The sequence below is a fragment of the Lysinibacillus sp. EB271-A1-10B genome (assembly GCF_058791335.1).
Genome location: NZ_JBYTDL010000004.1, coordinates 148,697 through 167,482 on the forward strand (window position 1 = coordinate 148,697; position 18,786 = coordinate 167,482).

At 36.8% G+C, this 18,786-nt stretch carries 16 protein-coding genes and 1 pseudogene; 5 read left to right on the top strand and 12 right to left on the bottom strand.

Annotation, left to right across the window (positions count from 1 at the left end):
- Positions 1-20 precede the first annotated feature (20 nt).
- The 3 genes from AC3WSK_RS08045 to vanR all read right to left on the bottom strand — a co-directional run bounded on the left by AC3WSK_RS08045 (position 21) and on the right by vanR (position 2,843).
- A complete protein-coding gene (locus tag AC3WSK_RS08045) occupies positions 21-860 on the bottom strand; it encodes a D-alanyl-D-alanine carboxypeptidase family protein (RefSeq protein ID WP_240518283.1) in 840 nt (279 codons plus the stop codon).
- A 173-nt stretch (positions 861-1,033) separates the two neighbouring features.
- Complete coding sequence (locus tag AC3WSK_RS08050) at positions 1,034-2,128, bottom strand: sensor histidine kinase (RefSeq protein ID WP_492412283.1); 1,095 nt, start codon at positions 2,126-2,128, stop codon at positions 1,034-1,036.
- A 22-nt stretch (positions 2,129-2,150) separates the two neighbouring features.
- A complete protein-coding gene (vanR, locus tag AC3WSK_RS08055) occupies positions 2,151-2,843 on the bottom strand; it encodes a VanR-ABDEGLN family response regulator transcription factor (RefSeq protein WP_079561719.1) in 693 nt (230 codons plus the stop codon).
- Positions 2,844-3,227: 384 nt separating this feature from the next.
- Here vanR and AC3WSK_RS08060 point away from each other — a divergent pair, with 384 nt between their 5' ends.
- Positions 3,228-3,425: a hypothetical protein gene (locus AC3WSK_RS08060; RefSeq protein ID WP_139376968.1), complete on the top strand. Its 198-nt coding sequence runs from the start codon at positions 3,228-3,230 to the stop codon at positions 3,423-3,425.
- A gap of 583 nt (positions 3,426-4,008) precedes the next feature.
- Here the strand turns inward: AC3WSK_RS08060 and AC3WSK_RS08065 are convergent.
- Positions 4,009-4,789: pseudogene (locus AC3WSK_RS08065) on the bottom strand (alpha/beta fold hydrolase).
- A gap of 593 nt (positions 4,790-5,382) precedes the next feature.
- Between AC3WSK_RS08065 and AC3WSK_RS08070 the strand changes: the two are divergent.
- Positions 5,383-7,476, top strand: coding sequence for a hypothetical protein (locus AC3WSK_RS08070; protein WP_492412118.1), 2,094 nt, complete (start codon positions 5,383-5,385; stop codon positions 7,474-7,476).
- 116 nt (positions 7,477-7,592) lie between these two features.
- Here AC3WSK_RS08070 and AC3WSK_RS08075 read toward each other — a convergent pair whose 3' ends face one another.
- Together AC3WSK_RS08075 and AC3WSK_RS08080 are read right to left on the bottom strand one after the other, a co-directional pair.
- Entirely contained in the window at positions 7,593-8,828 is a 1,236-nt protein-coding gene (locus AC3WSK_RS08075) for a DNA polymerase IV (RefSeq protein ID WP_079561723.1), read from the bottom strand.
- A gap of 91 nt (positions 8,829-8,919) precedes the next feature.
- On the bottom strand, positions 8,920-10,317 hold the full coding sequence (locus AC3WSK_RS08080) for an aminotransferase-like domain-containing protein (RefSeq protein ID WP_079561724.1): 1,398 nt from the start codon (positions 10,315-10,317) through the stop codon (positions 8,920-8,922).
- A 133-nt stretch (positions 10,318-10,450) separates the two neighbouring features.
- Between AC3WSK_RS08080 and AC3WSK_RS08085 the strand changes: the two genes are divergently transcribed.
- Positions 10,451-11,614: an aminotransferase-like domain-containing protein gene (locus AC3WSK_RS08085; RefSeq protein WP_492412115.1), complete on the top strand. Its 1,164-nt coding sequence runs from the start codon at positions 10,451-10,453 to the stop codon at positions 11,612-11,614.
- 223 nt (positions 11,615-11,837) lie between these two features.
- Here the strand turns inward: AC3WSK_RS08085 and AC3WSK_RS08090 are convergent, their stop codons facing one another.
- On the bottom strand, positions 11,838-12,392 hold the full coding sequence (locus tag AC3WSK_RS08090) for a helix-turn-helix domain-containing protein (protein WP_079561726.1): 555 nt from the start codon (positions 12,390-12,392) through the stop codon (positions 11,838-11,840).
- Positions 12,393-12,507: 115 nt separating this feature from the next.
- Here AC3WSK_RS08090 and AC3WSK_RS08095 point away from each other — a divergent pair, with 115 nt between their 5' ends.
- Positions 12,508-13,095: a LysE family transporter gene (locus AC3WSK_RS08095; protein WP_492412112.1), complete on the top strand. Its 588-nt coding sequence runs from the start codon at positions 12,508-12,510 to the stop codon at positions 13,093-13,095.
- A gap of 68 nt (positions 13,096-13,163) precedes the next feature.
- Here AC3WSK_RS08095 and AC3WSK_RS08100 read toward each other — a convergent pair whose 3' ends face one another.
- The 5 genes from AC3WSK_RS08100 to bioD all read right to left on the bottom strand — a co-directional run bounded on the left by AC3WSK_RS08100 (position 13,164) and on the right by bioD (position 17,581).
- Entirely contained in the window at positions 13,164-13,289 is a 126-nt protein-coding gene (locus AC3WSK_RS08100; RefSeq protein ID WP_276207757.1) for a hypothetical protein, read from the bottom strand.
- A 455-nt stretch (positions 13,290-13,744) separates the two neighbouring features.
- Positions 13,745-14,740 (bottom strand): biotin synthase BioB, encoded by a 996-nt coding sequence (gene bioB / locus AC3WSK_RS08105; RefSeq protein WP_492412110.1) that lies wholly within the window; start codon positions 14,738-14,740, stop codon positions 13,745-13,747.
- A 213-nt stretch (positions 14,741-14,953) separates the two neighbouring features.
- Complete coding sequence (locus tag AC3WSK_RS08110) at positions 14,954-15,526, bottom strand: biotin transporter BioY (RefSeq protein WP_079561729.1); 573 nt, start codon at positions 15,524-15,526, stop codon at positions 14,954-14,956.
- A complete protein-coding gene (gene bioA / locus AC3WSK_RS08115; RefSeq protein WP_079561730.1) occupies positions 15,493-16,896 on the bottom strand; it encodes an adenosylmethionine--8-amino-7-oxononanoate transaminase in 1,404 nt (467 codons plus the stop codon). The genes AC3WSK_RS08110 and bioA overlap by 34 nt, the downstream gene beginning before the upstream one ends.
- Positions 16,877-17,581, bottom strand: coding sequence for a dethiobiotin synthase (gene bioD / locus AC3WSK_RS08120; protein WP_079561731.1), 705 nt, complete (start codon positions 17,579-17,581; stop codon positions 16,877-16,879). Before bioD ends, bioA begins: the two co-directional genes overlap by 20 nt.
- Positions 17,582-18,272: 691 nt before the next feature.
- On the opposite strand from bioD, the gene AC3WSK_RS08125 reads away from it, so the two are divergent.
- Positions 18,273-18,737 (top strand): hypothetical protein, encoded by a 465-nt coding sequence (locus tag AC3WSK_RS08125; protein ID WP_079561732.1) that lies wholly within the window; start codon positions 18,273-18,275, stop codon positions 18,735-18,737.
- Positions 18,738-18,786: the final 49 nt, after the last annotated feature.

An 18,786-nucleotide genomic window follows, 5' to 3' on the forward strand; every position in this document is an offset into this window, starting at 1 on the left:
TTAATTTTTCTAAGATAAGTTTATAATTTACTATATACTGAAAATGCATCCTCTATATTAAATTGCACAGTCTGAGAACTCCCTTCAGCTCCTACTGTCACAAGGATATATTCTTGTCCATTTATCTTAGCCAAACTCGCTAAACATAAAGCGGCTTCTTCTGTATAGCCAGTTTTACCGCCCAAGATTTCTCCTCGAGGCAATGCACTTGAGTTCATATTATGAAACATTTTATTCGTCAATACGATACCTTCTGGATGAAGATTTGTTGGCCTTATAAAATATCTTTCTGCTGTATAAACATTTCGAAACTCATTATCTTTTAACGCATATTGTAAGAGTAAAGAAAGGTCTTTGACAGTCGTAAAATGATCTGGGTGATGCAGTCCAGTTGTATTCATAAAGTGAGTATTTTCCATTCCTAGCTTTTTAGCCTTATCGTTCATAAGTTTTACAAATTCCCGTTCTGAACCAGCAACATATTTAGCTAAGCCGATTGTTGCCTCTGCACCTGATGGTAACATGGAACCGTACAATAAATCCTTTAAAGTAAGCTTCTCATTAGGGAGAAAACCTGCCACTGAAGCATTTTCTTTGTATAAATCATTAAATATTTCTCTTGGTAAAACTACATCGTCTTGCAAATTTTTAATATGTTCAATGGCAACTAATACCGTCATCATTTTTGTCAAAGATGCAGGATAAATAATTTCCTCGCTATTTTTATCCAATAGAACTTTGTTTTCATCCAAATTAACTAAAATCGCGTTGGAACTACGTAAGTCGACATCGATCATCCCATCACTATTTGTTGGTACGACTAATTTTGAAGAGGTAACGATCTCCTGGCGTAAAGACATAGGGGTTTCTTTGGACAGTATAAAATAAACAAATAACAAGATTAATATGGACAATATACTATAAATACTTTTTCTAGTGAAAATAAATAACAACTCCTTTTCTGTATGCTTCTATTCAAACATAAAAAAAGGAGCTTTATTTTAATTAACTATTAGTAAAATCTTAAGGTTTCTTAAGATTTGGTTGGAATCATGACAGTGAACACTGTTTTATCATTACTAGAAGTGGCTGAAATCGTCCCTCCGTGGGCTTGTACAATTTCATTTGAAATGGCTAAACCGAGTCCCGCACCACCTGTTTGTGTTGACCTTGCACTATCTAAACGGTAAAATTTCTCAAATATCATATCCAATTTTTCAGTGGGTATCGTTTTCCCCGTATTACTAAACGAAATAAACGTCTGATTATTTTCGCTTTTAGCACTAATTTTAATTGTACTATTTGGGTCACTATATGCAATTGCATTTTTCAAAATATTATTAAATACTCTTGCCAATTTATTTCCATCTGCATAAATATTGATTTCTCCATCTATATGGACAATTGCTTTTTGACCCTTTGGCACTAACAATGGGTAAAATTCATCGGCTACTTGCAATAGCATATAGTTTAGAGGGATAAGCTCTTTCTCTAAAATAATGGATTGTAAATTAAATCTTGTTATTTCAAAGAACTCATTAATTAATTGTTCAAGTCTATATGATTTTTCCAATGTAATCGTTACATATTTATCTTTTTGATCAGCAGGCATATCCTTTGCCTCATCTAAAAGGCTTAAGTAACCAATAATTGATGTTAACGGGGTTTTAATATCATGGGCTAAATAAACAACAAGATCATTCTTTCTTTGCTCAGCTTCTTGTGCATCCCTCGCTCGTTTTTCTAATTTATTTTTCACATTATTTAAATGCTTCTCCAAAAAGTCTAGCTCAGCAGGAAGGTGAATTTCCTTATCTGACTCATCTGAAAGCATACTAATACTTGTACTAATAAGATTAAAATAACGAGTAAAACGAGATAGGGCAATATAAAAAATGATAAGAAGTAATAGAATGAATCCTACAGCTAGCCAAAGAGATTTATTCTGTTGAAATATTATCAAATAAATTTTTTGTGCTGTGTACCAATCTAATTGCAGGACATTTTCACAAAAGGCAACGAAGGCATCCGCAAAAGGAGCTTGTAATATACCATCAAGTAAAGCAATACTAATTAAATAACCAATAACTATTGCTATCACTAAAATAAAAATAATTTGTACAATCATTTTCCTCTTCAGTCTGCCAAACTCATTTTTCAATTGTATACCCCACTCCCCAAACCGTTTTAATAAACTTTGGGTTTTCCGCAGAATCTTTCATTTTTTCTCGTAAATGTCTAATGTGAACCATTACGGTGTTATTGCTGTTAAAATACCTTTCTCCCCAAATTTCTTGGAATAATTGCTCTGAACTAATGACCTTCCCTCGATTTGAACATAAATACCATAGAATAGAGAATTCAGTTGGAGTAAGGGATAATTGCTTTTCATTTAAAAAGACTTGGCGTGTATCCTTATTCAAAACTAAACCTGAAAAGTCTATAATACCTTCATTTTGCTTAGAATCCTGATTATACAATGTAAATCTCCGTATTTGGGCTTTTACGCGAGCAACCAGCTCCAATGGACGAAAAGGCTTTGTTATATAATCATCCGCTCCTAGAGTAAATCCGTTTATTTTATCTATCTCTTCTTCTTTAGCAGTAAGCATAACAACAGGAAAATTATAATTTTCTCTAATTTTCCTTAAAATTGTAAAACCATCAATTTCAGGCATCATAATATCCAAAATAGCTAAATCTATATTTTCACTTTCAATACATTTTAGGGCATCTTTAGCTATGTAATACTTAAAGACATTATAATTTTCATTTTTTAGATAAAGCTCTACTAAATCAGCAATTTCCTTTTCATCGTCTAAAACTAAAATATTCAAATTCAATAATTGACCTCTCCTTACTATAAAAACCAAAAAACTTCTAATTGCAATAAAATTTTATAACAATCAGAATTAACCCGTCTATCTAGGCAATCAGGAGCATTCGCAACACTAAATGGGGACATAAATTTGCTTCAGTTCCTCTATTTGATTAGCGCCTTCTACTTCGTTTGACTTCAAATGGTTCTTTAATTTTTCTTATTGTGTAATACCAGGTTGTCTGTTGAAATCCTCAATTGCATCTTCCCATAGAATGTTACCCTTGTCCATTAAGAGTCTCAGTGCAGTACCTGTTCATACTATGCTTCATTTAATATACGAAAGCTCCATTTGACCGTATGCAATGAAGTCAAACACTTGCATAAATCTTGCATGATACTGCTCATTATGGCAACTAAAACCGTCAAAAAAGTTGAATTGTTTAGTATGAAGAAAGAAAAAATCACCAAAGAAGATAAAGTGAAGGTCATCTATGAATTAAGGCACAAATATTCGATGAAGGCGCTTGTAGCATACGCACAAATTCCACGTAGCAACGATTTCATAAAGAAGATAAACCGTCCAAATCCAAATGCCGATTTTTGAGATTTAAGCGATTTATGGAACATGAAGGTCGTTACGGATATCGCCGTATTCGCAATGAGCTGGACGACCGTGGGGAAAGCAAATCAAAAGAAGGAATAAACGTATTATGAAAAAGCTTAATTTAAGTGTGTTGTGCGATCAATTGTATGAAAGGACAGTGAGTAAAATTGCACCAAATATTTTAAACCGTCAATTTACAGCAGATAACCCAAATCAAAAATGGGGACTGATATTACTGTTGTGTTTAATTGCGAAATCATTATATATCCGATTGGCTCACGTCGAACATATTCTCTTGTATCAATAAGGTTGGAGAAAGTTTTAACATTCTTGAAACCACCAGCTACATGGAGGAATTCTTTGGCATCATGAATCAGAGTTTATATATCTTAAAAAATCTGAGAATGTGGAACATAAAAAAAAGTATAGAACGTATTAAAGAAAATAAAGGCATGAGTCCGACACAATATCGGACTCCCCATTCCTATCAACTTAAAAATATGACATTAGTTTTACAAATATCTTCCCTACTTTTATAGACAATAGTCAAAAAGTAAAAATAACTTCTTTTTTGCACTATGCACTAATTGATAACCTTCCCTTCTGGTAACTTACCATCCTTAATCCACTCTTCTACAAAACGGTTAAAGAACTCAGGGTTGGCTAATGAGACACCGTGGCCGATGTTAGATAGCACAATACCTTGACTATCGGGATTGCTATTCACAAGATGGAGAGCAGATTTTTTCATGTTGCCTTTCTCTTTTTTCACCGACAGTTACTAAAATATTACATTGCACTTTCGAAAAATCACGCGGGATAGCAAACGACATATTTTCTTTCAGTATTTTAATAAGTGTATCTACTTTCATCTTCGAACTATCTTCATAATATTGTTCAAAATATTCTTGATCGACATATAACGTTTTAGCTTGAAGCTTGGCGAATGATTTATTTTTTATTAAGGGAAAAGTTAGTTTTATCAATGGTCTAATCCATTTTTCTGCAATAGGGGAAGGTGTCACTAAAGCACTGTTGATGATGGCTGAATCTATTAATTGCGGCTTTAAGCTAACCATTTGAATAGTAATAGTAATTTGAGCTCCTAGTGAAAATCCGACTACTATGACTCGTTTATTTTTTGCTTTTTCTTCTATTAAACTTAGAAGCTTTTTTGCACTATCTTCAATTGAAAAATCAGATGTATTATTAGCCTCGTTATCTATTAATTCTGGTACAACGCAATGATAATCGGAAAAGTATTGGACTTGTTTATCCCACATCCACCCTCCAACACCACCTCCATGAATTAATAATATGAGTGGCTTATGTAGATTACCGTACTCCTTATAATGCATTACCACACCTTCTTTCTTTGATTTTGTATTCCCTGGGAAATACACAGATTATTCTTACATATTTTAAATCATCACCAAAAGTTGTGGATAACTTTTGTTAAAGTGTATGCCATATATATAAGTTGATTGGAGAGGAGACTGGGCTACTCCTAGGGTCAGCGATATAGAGGAACGAAGGCTAAAAACATCACGTCCTGTGATAACGCCTTCGTGACCAACATCGGTGCTGTTGTTGCTGCCGCTTCGCTTTCGCACAGTCCAAAACCTGTTGCTGTCGCTGCGGTTCGCACAAACAAAACCAAAACCCTCTGCTGCCGCTACGTTAGCACTACGCTTTCACACAGAAAACATTTGCTGCCCCAAGCGGCTCATCGGACGCCCCCCTGGCAGTCGAAACGGAAATCAACCACTCGTTAAGGTTATTAGCTATACTTTTACACATTGTATTTATTTTACCAATTTATAGTGTTTATGTGTCATATTTATATTTACTGTTGCATATATAATATTTGAAACACATTTAGCATTTTTGATGAAACATTGTAGCTCTTGGGATTGAGGAAGAAAGACAAAAAATAATAAACATGGAGGTAATAAAGATGGATCAAAACAAAACGAACGAAGCAAAAGAATTAGAAAAAGCCATTAGCCCTTCCAGTTTAGGAGAATTTCCCCTCGCACCAATTAGTGGCTTATATGCATGGAGTGAACAGCAAATCAGTGAGGAACTTCGTATCGATGTAGACGGATACTACCCACAAATGGTAGCAAGCGGAACTATTATTTCAAATATGTCTTCTACTATTCATTGGATTGCCAAGTTAACAGCTAACGGTCCAGATACTTGGACAGGCAATATTCGAAATAAATACTTAGATGACATACAATCATTTCCTTATACAAATGTAAAAATACAAGTAACACGCGGTTCAATCCCTGAACAGCATACTGCAGAAGTCGCATTTCTGATTGGAGGAGAGACAGACAAAACTAGCTCGTTCAAGTTTCAATCTCCTTACTTCCATCCTGTGGAATTTGAATTTGATGGTGAAGAAGGGACAACACCAGTCACAACCTATCAAACACACGCGCATCCAGACAAACCAGCATCTTTGCCGGATGAAACTTTGTCAATTTCAGAAGTTTTCAAACGCACTGGGTTTGATGTGAAAATATCAGACGGTAATAATATGGTTTCCAAAGACCATACAGGAACTGATAAAAAGTGGAACACCCAAGAGATGCATGATGCCATGCAGGTATATTGGTCACACTTTGATAATAAACCCCAATGGTCCATGTGGACATTCTTTGCAAATTCGGAAGCTGAAGAAGGCCATGGTCTGGGCGGTATTATGTTTGATAGTATAGGTCCGAATCATCGTCAAGGGACGGCCATTTTTAATAATTCATTTATTTCAGATCCACCTAAAGGTGACCCTTCCCCAGAAGCTTGGGTACAGCGATATCGTTTTTGGTGTGCTTGCCATGAGATGGGACATGCTTTCAATCTTCTGCACTCTTGGCAAAAACACTTAGGTCATCCTTGGGAACCGTTGGATCGCCCTCTTACCCCAGAACCTAAGGCTCTAAGCTTTATGAATTACCCTTTCAAATTTGATGGCAACCAACAGGAGTTCTTCAAAAACTTTGAGTATCGTTTTAGCGATCAAGAGCTTTTGTTTTTGCGCCACGCTCCTGAGCGCTTCGTACAAATGGGTAATGCTGATTGGGCTGTAGATCATGGTTTTGAGCAACCGGCCGTTTCTATTCACCCTTCATTTAATCTTGAATTGAGGGTTAACCGTAAAACATCTATATTCCAATGGTTAGAACCTGCAGTTATTGAAATCAAATTAACAAATACTTCGAATCAACCTCAGTCAATCAATAAACATATATTGTCCGATTTATACGGAATGACTGTAATGGTTAAAAAAGATGGAAAACAAGGACGTCGATTACTACCTCATGTTCAATATTTATGGAACAAAGAGAATAAGGTAATAATGCCTGGTGAATCACTGTACGAAACTTTTTTCGCGTCCGTAGGGAAAAATGGCTGGTTAATTGATGACCCAGGATTTTATAACATTCAAGTGGCTATGCAAATAAACGGCCATAACATCGTATCAAATAACTTAAGACTTCGAGTTTTACCACCTACCGGATACGATCAGGAATTCCTTGCTCAAGACTATTTCTCTGAAGAAGTCGGCCGTGTTCTTGCATTCGATGGCAGTCGTTATCTTGACAAAGGAAACGATATCCTTCGTGAGATAACTGAAAAACTTCCTGACCATGCTGTTGCTCTTCACGCCCATATCGCTCTTGCTAAACCATTGGCGTTCGATTATCAATTCCTTGACTTCACAGGAGACTCAGATACAAAAGGTAAAATCAAACTAATACCTGCCCAACCATATGAGGCACGTAAACAGTTTACTTGTGCGTTAACAGAGCACAAACAAGTAGCTGCTAAGACACTTTCCAATATAGATTATCATGATTATATGGGAACATTCAGTGAATTTCTAAGTAATCAAGAAGAAAACAAGGAAGCCGCACAGGTTCAAAATGTCCTTTATCAAACGCTAGCTGAACGGAATGTGCTAAATAGTGTATTAGAAAAAATCAAAGATCGCCGTGATAACTATGAACAAAAGGAAAATGAATTGTCTACGAACATATAGTATTTCCACTTAAATAAGCCGCTTTCAATCTGAATACAATTAGAAAACCGTCATTTCGAAAAAAGGTTGATCGAAATGACGGTTTTCTATTTGATTGTAAAGTTTGATCATTTATTCTACTTATGTTCGTCCCAAAAGTCCTTACTAAAACTCGTATTGGCTTGATATTTCCCAGCTGGTTTGGCAATATCTGAACCTCGCAAAATTGTTCCTTTTCCAAACTTTTGCTCGATTTGATCAACCAGTTTGATGATTGGCTCATCTTTTACATGCTCTTCAAAATTAAATAACGTTAGTTGTTGTGTCGTTTCTTTAATATCATTGACATTCGATACAGTAACACCCAGTAATCGTACTGGCTCCTCGTCCCAATGCTTATTAAAGAGATACCAGGCATGCTCAACGATATCTTCTTTTGAATGAATTGCGTTATTGATAGACTTACTTCGTGTACATGTTTCCCAATCAGCTGAACGAATCATGATACTTACAGTAACTCCAGCAAGTTTCTTGGCCTTTAATCTTTCCGCTACCTTTTCAGAAAGTGTTGCGATTACTTTATATAGTTCATCTCTATCTGTCGTATCACGGGAAAGTGTTGTTGAATTCCCTACACTTTTCGTATCATATATTGCTCCTGGATCAACTGGTCTGTCATCTTCACCATTTGCCTTTTGCTTCATACGCAGACCATTAATGCCAAAGTTTTGCTTTAATACATATTCTTCAGCTACAGCTAGTTCTCCAATTGTTTTGATACCTAATTTACCTAATTTCTCCGCCGTACTTTTACCTACTCCATGCATCTCAATGACTTTCAATGGCCACAATATTGCGGGAACATCGCGCTTTCGGAGTATGGTAATACCCATTGGTTTTTTCATATCACTTGCCATTTTCGCTAAAAATTTATTCGGTGCAATGCCGATTGAACAAGGAAGTTGCAGTTCGTTCCAGATTCTATCTTGCATATTTTGTACGTGTTGCAATACATGTTGGCCTTCAACTATAGGAAGTTGCAAATATCCTTCATCGATTGAAACTGGTTGGAGAATGTCGCTATACTCTTTTAACAAATTAAAAAATGACTTGGAGGCAGCTCTGTATCGTTCAAAATTAGGAGGAAGTACAATTAGCTCTGGACACTTTCGACGTGCCTCTCCGACATTCATCGTTGTAAAAACACCACTTGCTCTTGCTTCGTAGCTACAAGTAATAATAATACCTCTACGCTCTTTTGGATTACCTGCGATTGCCACAGGTTTCCCTTTTAATGAGGCATCGTAAATTTGTTCAACAGAGGCATAAAAGCAATTAAGGTCAATATGTAAAATGATTCTTCCTTTATTCATATTCTATCTCCTCATTTACTTTGGCTTACCCTGTATGCGCTATCGAATCGCCACATTTCTTTACATAACTTTATTATAAACCTTCCTTAGTTTAATCAACAAATGTATAATCCCCATCACTTTCAAGTAAATCCCTCAAAATAATGAGTGCTTGTTCAAGTTGGTTTTCAGGTGCCGTGATAGCCAAACGGACTGCATTTACTAGCTTCGCATTTCCTACGGCAAAACGTTCAGCTGCGTACACTTGCACACCCGCTTTCGCTGCTAGCAATTCAAACTGGATGCTAGTGAATTTTTCGGGAAGTATAAGCCATCTGAAAATACATTCCTCTTCTCCTAAAATGTTATATTCCCCTAAATATTGATTGACAAGGGCATTTTGTTGCTTAGCATACAAACGGTGCTTCTCTAAAATGGTTTGCACGACGCCATCATGAATCATCCTTGCCGTAAGCTCCACCATCATTAAAGACACTGAAATATTTATGTTATACAAAGTTTCCATTATTTTTTTTCGCAGTGCTGGCGGTGTAACGATATAGGATAGTCGTAAGCCCGGTGAAATAGTTTTTGAAACACTGGCAATATAAATGACCTTTTCTGGTGCGTAGGAGGCAATTGGTGCAAGTGGTTTCTCTTTAAGAAAACTATAGATCGCATCCTCAATAATGATTAAGTCTTTTTGCCTCGCAACTTCCGCTATCATTTTCCTTGTTTCCATCGACATTGTATGGGTTGTTGGATTATGAAAATCAGGAATAACATAAAGACCTTTTATATGCTCATTTTTACAAGCGTATAATAGCCCCTCTCTTGTCATTTCTCCGTTTCTTTGTTGGATTGCTACTAGTTGGATACCAAGCATATTTGCTGCTGTTTTTATACCTGCATAAGTAATGGGATCTGTACCAATTCGATCTCCTGGCTGAAACAATGCCGCTAGCGTACCAACAATGGCATTTTGTCCCCCTGCCCCAAGTAATACTGGTTGATCCGTTTGAAAGTTGACCTTTTCCAAAAGCTTCATGGCTGCTTCCGTTTGCCTCGCATTTCCTTCTGGTCGTCCGTATTGAAATAATTTGCTAAAATTAGGGTCATTCATCATCTTTTTCATATAACGTGTAATATCCTCATTCGCATGATTTTCTGGCAGCACAGAGCCCATTTCGATTATCTGAGTAGAATTACTTGTCGGTAATAAAATTTTATTCGTCGCCGCATCTGATGAAACGAATGTTCCACTTCCGATAGATGCATATATAAGCCCCTTCTGCCCACAAAGTTTAAAAGCTCTTGTTATCGTGCTTAAGTTAACATCTAAAAAATCTGCTAGCTCACGCTGAGGAGGCAGCTTTGTGCCTGGCGGTAATTTCCCATTTTTTATATCTTGTTCCAGTTGTTCAGCTATTGCTATATATAATGGAGCCGAACTTTCGCTAATATTCGGCTTCCAACTCATTGGATATTCTTCGAACGAATTAACTGGCATATTCTAAGCTAAGCTCCTTCTCTCTCATTTTTTGCATACAATATTTAATTGTCTTGCATACAATGATAATATTGTATGCATATGATGACAATGATATAATTTTTAAAAAATCAGAAAAAAGGAACGATAAATTATGGAATTTTCAGAAAAGATACTAAATACGCCATCTTCATTCATCCGAAATATTTTGAAAGTAACTGAATCAGAGGATGTCATCTCATTTGCAGGGGGGCTTCCAAACCCAATTTCTTTCCCAGTTGAAGCGTTAAAGGCATCTGCGAACAAAGCGATTTCGGAAAACGGTAGTCGTCTATTCCAATACTCAGGTACACAAGGTTATGCGCCTTTACGTGAGTACATTGCTGCAAAATACCGACGAGTACACGGACTAGATGTCCATGCTGACGATGTATTTATTACAACAGGATCACAGCAGGCTCTTGAACTAATTGGGAAAGTACTTATTAACAAAGGCGATGGTATCGTCATCGAGGAGCCTGGTTACTTAGGTGCTATTCAAGCCTTCACATTAAGTGAGCCAACCTTCTATGGTGTAACACTCGAAAATGATGGGTTAAACTTAGAAGAATTAGAGAATGCACTACAACAACCAAATGTAAAATTCGTGTATACAGTTCCAAATTTCCAAAACCCAACAGGTCTTACGTATTCTAAAGAAAAACGTCAGCAAATTTTCGAAATCCTATCAAAATATGATGTAGCGTTAATTGAGGATGATCCGTATGGAGAGTTACGCTTCCAAGGTGAGCCACTACCATACATTGGTGCTGGTAAATTAGAAAATAGTATTTTGCTAGGTTCTTTCTCTAAAACAGTCACACCAGGAATGCGTCTTGGCTTTATCATTACAAAAAATAAAGAATTATTGCAGCATATCGAAACTGCGAAGCAAGCAACTGACTTACACACAAATATTTTCTCTCAATATGTCATTTATGATTATTTAGCAAACAATGACTATACGGAGCACGTTCAGAAAATTATAGCGTTATATAGAAATCAAGCCGATGCTATGCTAAATGCAATGGAGGAGTTTTTCCCAGCACATGTGGACTACACACGACCAGATGGCGGAATGTTCATTTGGGCTACAATGAATAATGGAACTTCATCATTAGACGTCTTCCAAAAAGCGATGGAGCAAAAAGTTGCCTTCGTACCAGGCGATCCATTCTACACATCTAAAACAGGTGTTAATACAATGCGCTTAAATTATACAAATGCAACACCTGCAGTAATCCGCGAAGGTATTAAACGCTTAGGTAGCATTTTATAAAGTGAAACTTTAATCAGTGGGGATATTCTTTATCCCCACTGATTATTAGTTTTCACCAATCGGGCTTTTACGGGCAGTTCATCCTCTAGCTAATGCATTCGCTTTGAGGTTTGTACCTGATTCAGTGTAAATAAATTACTGCCCGTTAATGCGAGTTAAGTAGAATAAAAAGCCGTATGAGCACTTTTTATGATGTGTTCATACGGCTTTCCCATTTATACATTTAGTTTGGATAATAGATAGTCATACTTAATTTTGTTAACGTATCACCAGGATTCCTGTAGATATGTGGACGATCTGCTTTAAATCGAATGGAGTCACCACGCTTTAAGTGATACTCGTCTTCATTGACTCTCATCACTAGCTCACCATCAAAAACCATGATAAACTCCTCTGTGCCATCTTTATGAGCCTCAGCGCTTAATGTCCCTTCCCTTTCAATCTCCACCGTGTATATTTCAAAGCGGCTATCCTCTTGAAAAGGAAAGATTGGATACACTCTATATCTTCCATCATCTTCAGATAATAGTTGAACATCTTCTCTAATAATAATTTCAGTATCAGGCTGAGGATTATTAATTAACGTAGTAAAAGAAACCTTTAACCCATTCGCTATTTTCCAAATAGTTGTAAGAGTTGGACTGGACTCTCCCCTTTCAATTTGTCCTATCATCGTTTTACTTACTCCGCACAATTGAGAAACTTTCTCCAAACTTAATTTTTCTTTCTCTCGAATCATTTTTAAATTTTTTGCAAAAATAAGCTGAATTTCTTCCATTAAATATCTCCTCTTCAAAATGTACAATATAACGACCGTTATGTATAATAAAAAGACGTACGTTATATTGTTTATTTCAGACATTATAACAAACAAATTCAAAGGGGGTCCACAAATGCCTTTATTTTCTTTTTTAGTATTTGTAGTAATTACTAGCTTTACTCCAGGTCCTAACAATATTATGGCAATGGCATTTGCAAACAAACATGGATTAGCAAAAACTCTTCAATTTTGTATAGGTGTTGGGGTTGTTTTTTTTGCGATTACGGGCTTGAGTAGTTTATTTAATAGGGTCCTTACAAATATTATGCCAATGATCGAATTTCCTTTGACCATTCTTGGTGTGGGCTATATGTTATATTTAGCTATTAAAATACTAACGAGCACAGAGAATGAGACTGATGAAGAAGAGGATAACAAACGGAGCTTATTTTTAGTAGGCGTCTTATTACAATTCGTAAACCCTAAAGGTATTTTGTTTGGCATTACAGTAGTGGCAACTTACATTCTTCCCTATTATTCTTCCTATGTCAGCTACTTGCTTTTTTCGTTATTTTTAGGAATGGTCGGTATAATGAGCACATTCAGTTGGGCCCTATTTGGTTCAGCTTTTCAAAAAATTTTACTACAGTATCGTCAAACATTTAATATCGTGATGGCTCTTTTATTAGTATACAGCGCGATTTCAATTCTCCTTCATTAACAGGATAAAAAGCAACCCTCTTCGTGCGCTATAGCGCACGAAGAGGGTTGCTTCAATCAAACTTGCAATTATTTTGTGTATGTTAAAACGGCATGTTTCTTAAATTTCTCTAAAGCCTTTGTTGCCTCATCTTTGTTAGCATACTCAAAAATTCGAACGTCCTTTTTATCAAATACTGTAATAACCCACATCATAAAAACTCCCTTCCAATTTGTTTTTGTAATATAACAACCACCAAAAACCGTGATACTTTTCTAACTGTTTTATAACAACCCCTTACTTGATTCTTATTTTACGCCGATTTTTTATAAAATTAAAGCCTTATGTGAAGCCCTTCACAAACTGTTCAATTTCAAAACGCTTTCATTGAACAATTTGTGAAAACCGGATTTTTCAAGGCATAAATACAATCTTCATACCGCCCCGCCGCATTCCTACATTCAATACGAAAAGCCGTATGTACGCCTTTTCCACGACGCACATACGGCTTTTCAAATTCGATGATAATTAAGTAGTAGTAGTAGATTTTATTTCATAAGGTGAAACTTTAATCAGTGGGGTTTCTTATCCCGCACTGATTATTAGTCTTCACCAATCGGGCTTTTACGGGCAGTTCATTACCGCCCGTTAATACGTAGATAAGTTTTACTTAGCAGAATGCTGCTTCTTGCTTCTCTGATAATTCAATTTCAAAGCCTAAATCCTCAAGCATACGATAATCACTGTTTGCTTCTTGACCTTCAGTTGTTAAGTAATCCCCAACAAAGATACTGTTTGCTGCATATAAGCCTAGTGGCTGAAGTGATCCAAGATTAATTTCTCGTCCACCAGAAATGCGAATTTCCTTTGTTGGATTCATATAACGGAACAACGCTAAAACTTTTAAGCAATAACGTGGATTTAATTCTTTTGTCCCTTCTAGTTTCGTACCATCAATCGCATTTAAGAAGTTGACCGGAATCGAATCCGCGTCTAATTGATGAAGTGCACGCGCAATATTCACGACATCCTCTTTTGTTTCCTTCATACCAATAATGGCCCCTGAGCAAGGTGAGATTCCATGCTTTTTCGCAATTTCAACCGTATTCACACGATCTTCATACGTATGGGACGTAGTAATATAAGAGTGATGGCGTTCAGATGTATTTAAGTTATGGTTGTAACGATCCACCCCCGCTTCTTTTAATTGCTGTGCTTGTTCTTCTTTTAGTAAGCCAAGACAAGCACAAACTTTTAAGCCATACTTCTCTTTAATTTCTGTAACCGCTTCACTAACTACATTGACATCTTTTCGAGTCGGCCCACGACCACTTGCCACGATGCAATAAGTACCGATTTTATTGTCAAATGCACGTTTGGCCCCCGCTAAAATTTCCTCTTTCGTAATGAAAGGATATTTTTCAATCGGTGCTGTAGATTTTGATGACTGAGAACAATAGCCACAATCCTCTGGGCAATAACCGCTCTTAGCATTCATAATCATATTTAATTTTACTTTTTTTCCATAGTAGTGCTTACGAATAGCAAAGGCACTGTCCATCAACTTTAATAGCTCATCATCTTCACTATGTAAAATGGCAAGAGCCTCCTCATTGCTAAGGACTTTCCCTGCAATAACTTCCTCTGCTAACTGTAACCAATTCATCTAGACATTCTCCCTCTCTACTTGATAATTTATCAATGATGCCTCAGCATAATTGCGTCTGGAATCGGCTTTGTACAAGCACAAAGAACTCCTTTCCGATTCCGTGACATCCGCCGGAGGCTATCACTTTTTTCAGCTGATGTGTGATCAACCGCTAAAAAAACAATTTAAATCTGCATTCTTCTCACATCTGTAGTGGTGGGATACTTTACTTCAGCTGAAAGAAGTTATTGTTCTTGTTGAATGAAAAACTTTGTAAAGACGCTCGGCCAAAAATGCAGAAGCTATCGCTAAGCAAAAATCGGCAACAATGCTGTTTAAAAAGCCAACTACGAAAATATGTGACCAGCTGGTTTTCATATGTAACCAGAAATTCAATGCTACATATAAATACGGAACCGCCACCCCATAAATAATAATAAGCCCGACAATATTTGCACCAATAAAATGCTTTTTCGTCGGCGTATCCACTCTTTCAATCATGAAACCAATGACTAAGGCGGCCAGTGCAAAGCCAATCAGGAAGCCAAATGTTGGTTGCAATACATAGGTGATCCCCCCACCTTGTGTAAAAACTGGCAAACCAACTAAACCAACCCCTATGTAGACGAGCTGACTTTGTAATCCATTACGACTACCGAGCAAGCTTCCTGCTAAAAAAACAAAAACAATTTGTAATGTAAAGGGTACTACTGGTAGCGGTATTTTAATAAATGCACCGATTGCGGTTAAAGCGGCGAACATCGCAATCATCACAAGTGACAGTGTTGATTGTCGTTTGAACAACTTGCTCCCTCCCGCTCCTCGAAAAATTGCATGATCGTCTCTTTTGTTGTATCAATCATAAAATCCATTTCATCATCAGATATAATGTATGGAGGCATGAAATATAATATATTGCCAAGAGGACGAATGAGTAAGCCCTTTGCTAATGCACGTTTAGATAGTTGATAACCGATACGTTCCTCACTTGGAAGTGGCTCCTTTGTTTCACGATTGGCGACTAATTCAATAGCTCCAACTAGTCCCACCTGTCGATATTCGCCAACAAACGGCAACTCTTCAAATGCCTGCTTAGCTAGCTTTCGCATACGTTCACCTTTGTGTTTTATCATGTCGATCACTTGCTCTTCTTCAAACATCGTCAAAACTTCTAGGGCTACACGACAAGCAAGTGTATTACCGGAATAGCTATGGGAGTGTAAAAAAGCTTTCATTGTACCGTAATCATCATAAAAAGCTTTGTATACATCATCATTCGTTAAAACTGCGGATAGTGGCAAATAACCACCCGTTATACCTTTTGATAGGCACATAAAATCTGGAACAATACCTGCTTGCTCACAAGCAAACAAAGTACCTGTACGTCCGAAGCCTACTGCAATTTCATCTGCGATAAAATGAACATCGTATTTTGTACAAAGCTCTCGTAATCGCTTCAAATATATTGGAGGATACATTTTCATGCCAGCGGCTGCTTGTATGAGTGGCTCAATAATAACAGCTGTAATTTCTTCATGGTGCTGACGAAGCTCGTCTTCAACAAATTGTATACATTGGGCTTGACAACTTTCAGGATTTTCCTTAAATGGACATCTGAAGCAATCTGGTCCTTGTGCACGTACAGTATCCAACAACAGTGGCTGATACACTTCGTTATATAGCCCTACCCCACCAACAGATAAGGCACCAAGTGTTTCACCATGATAAGCATCCGTTAAAGCTAAAAAACGTTTTTTCATAGTTTTTCCCGTCTGCATATGATATTGAAAACTCATTTTGAGTGCCACTTCTATCGCCGACGAGCCGTTATCTGCAAAAAATACTTTATTCAAACCGTCTGGCGTTAAGGCAACTAATTTTTCTGCCACCTTAATAGCAGGTTCATGTGAAAAATTCGCAAAGATCGTATGCTCCAATGTAAATGCTTGATCGCTTAATGCTTGACTTAGTCGTGGATTCGCATGTCCAAATAAATTTACCCACCAGGAAGATACGGCGTCTAAGTAGCGATTATTATGTTCATCGTACAGCCATACACCTTGTCCTTTTTTAATAACAATAGGCGGATATTGCTCATAGTCCTTCATTTGTGAGCAAGGATGCCAAACATGCTGTAAATCTCTCGTCTGCAATTCAGTTAAAGATTGTTTCATATTTGACCAACCTTTCAAACAAAGATGTGTGTGAAATAGAGAAGTCAACAATCTGTGAAATATCCCGAAGCTTTGGAATCGTCGCATATGGCAAATCATGACGTTGTAAAATCATTTTCACATTATCTTGTTCCATCTGACTGCCTGTATCTCCATTAAATACAAGGCCAAGAACATCAATATTACGAGCACGTAATGCCTCAAGAGTAAGTAATGTATGGTTAATTGTTCCAAGTGTTGTTCGTGTGACAAGAACGACCGGAAGCTTACTTTGAACGATGACATCAAGCAGTGTTTGCTCTCCATATGTATCTATCGGAACAAAAAGTCCCCCTGCTCCCTCACAAATCACGACATCGTATACTTGCTGTAACAACTGAATTTGCTGTAATAAATACTCTACATTAATTTGCTGACCTTCCAGCTGTGCAGCAAAATGTGGTGATGCAGCTTCCTTAAACGAATAACCATTTAAATTTTCCTGCTTTAGGCTTTGTAATGAATACTTTTCATACATTGCTGTATCGTAGTAATAGCAATACCCATTCTCACAAACTTCGCCAGTTTGCACAGGCTTATAAGGCGTGACTTGTAGATCCTGCTTTTGTAATTGACGCATTAGCAATGTAGTGACAAGTGTTTTGCCGACATCTGTATCTGTCCCTACAACCCAAAAATGTTGCATCGTTAACCTACCCCCTATTTTTAAGTTAACTGTTTACAGGTTTTAAGTTAACACATTTAATTTTATTTTGTAAATGCTATTTCTCAAAAACAGTCTATTTCTTTACGAAAAATAGGGAATTTTGCGATAACTCGACAACTTTTTTCTTCAGCAAAAAACACTAGATTTTTACCTAGGTAAAAACTAGTGCGAATGAGTATATATTTTTTTAGATGGTCAATTCATCATTTTGACGTTTTTATTAATTAGAAGGCGCATTACCATAACGTGGAATTACTTACTATTTCGGGCGCTTTTTAGAGGAGTCCGAAAAGACGCTTTGGGAAACACATGTTTCCTGTACGAAAGCGAAGCGGCAGTAACAACATGTTTTCTGTTCGAAAGCGAAGCGGCAGTAACAACATGTTTTCTGTGCGAAAGCGAAGCGACAGCAACAACAAGATGTTGGTCACTAAGCATTTCACAGAACGTGATGCCCTTAGCTTCGTTCCCCTACTCACTTGCACTCCATGCACTATCTGAGAGAATGTGAATTTCTATTTATTTTTTCAACAATTCGAGCTTGTATTATAGCTAGATTTCTAAAAATCTTTGGGGTATTTTTTTGCTTCATTGACTTTTCCGAATATTATCAAAAATTTAAAGGGTTTTACTCTTCGTTCGTAGTATTAAACTAAACGGGGGTGGCTGTATGTTTGGTATTTTTAAAGAGTCAGAGAAGGTTATAGATACTTTTGAGCATGTTAGTTTTATTTTAAAATCCTTGCTCACATACGAGCTAAAAGACTTACCTATTCGCTATGAATTTTGGTATCGAGTAGCTATTCGTCAGGAAGAATTGCGCACATTAAATACCGAGCATCGAGCAAAGATCTCGATGACTACAGCAGTAGGACGCTTTCATCAAACACAATACGAGGAAACGAAACAAAAGTTAGCAAAGCTTGAACGTCTCGCAGATACGTATAAATCGTTTTGTATCGAGGAAGAACGTGAGGCATTAAATCATCGACTTCTTTTTCATAAAGAAGCAATTTCTGAGCTATATGAGCATGTCCAAAATAAAGACCTATATATGTATTGTGATGTTGTACAGCAACATTTTTGGGATGCAGTGAGTGAGGACGTAATAAATGCAATTGCCCACCTAGATTAAGTAGGTGAGCAATTGCAAGAGTCTATTCTTTCATAATTTGCTTTAATTC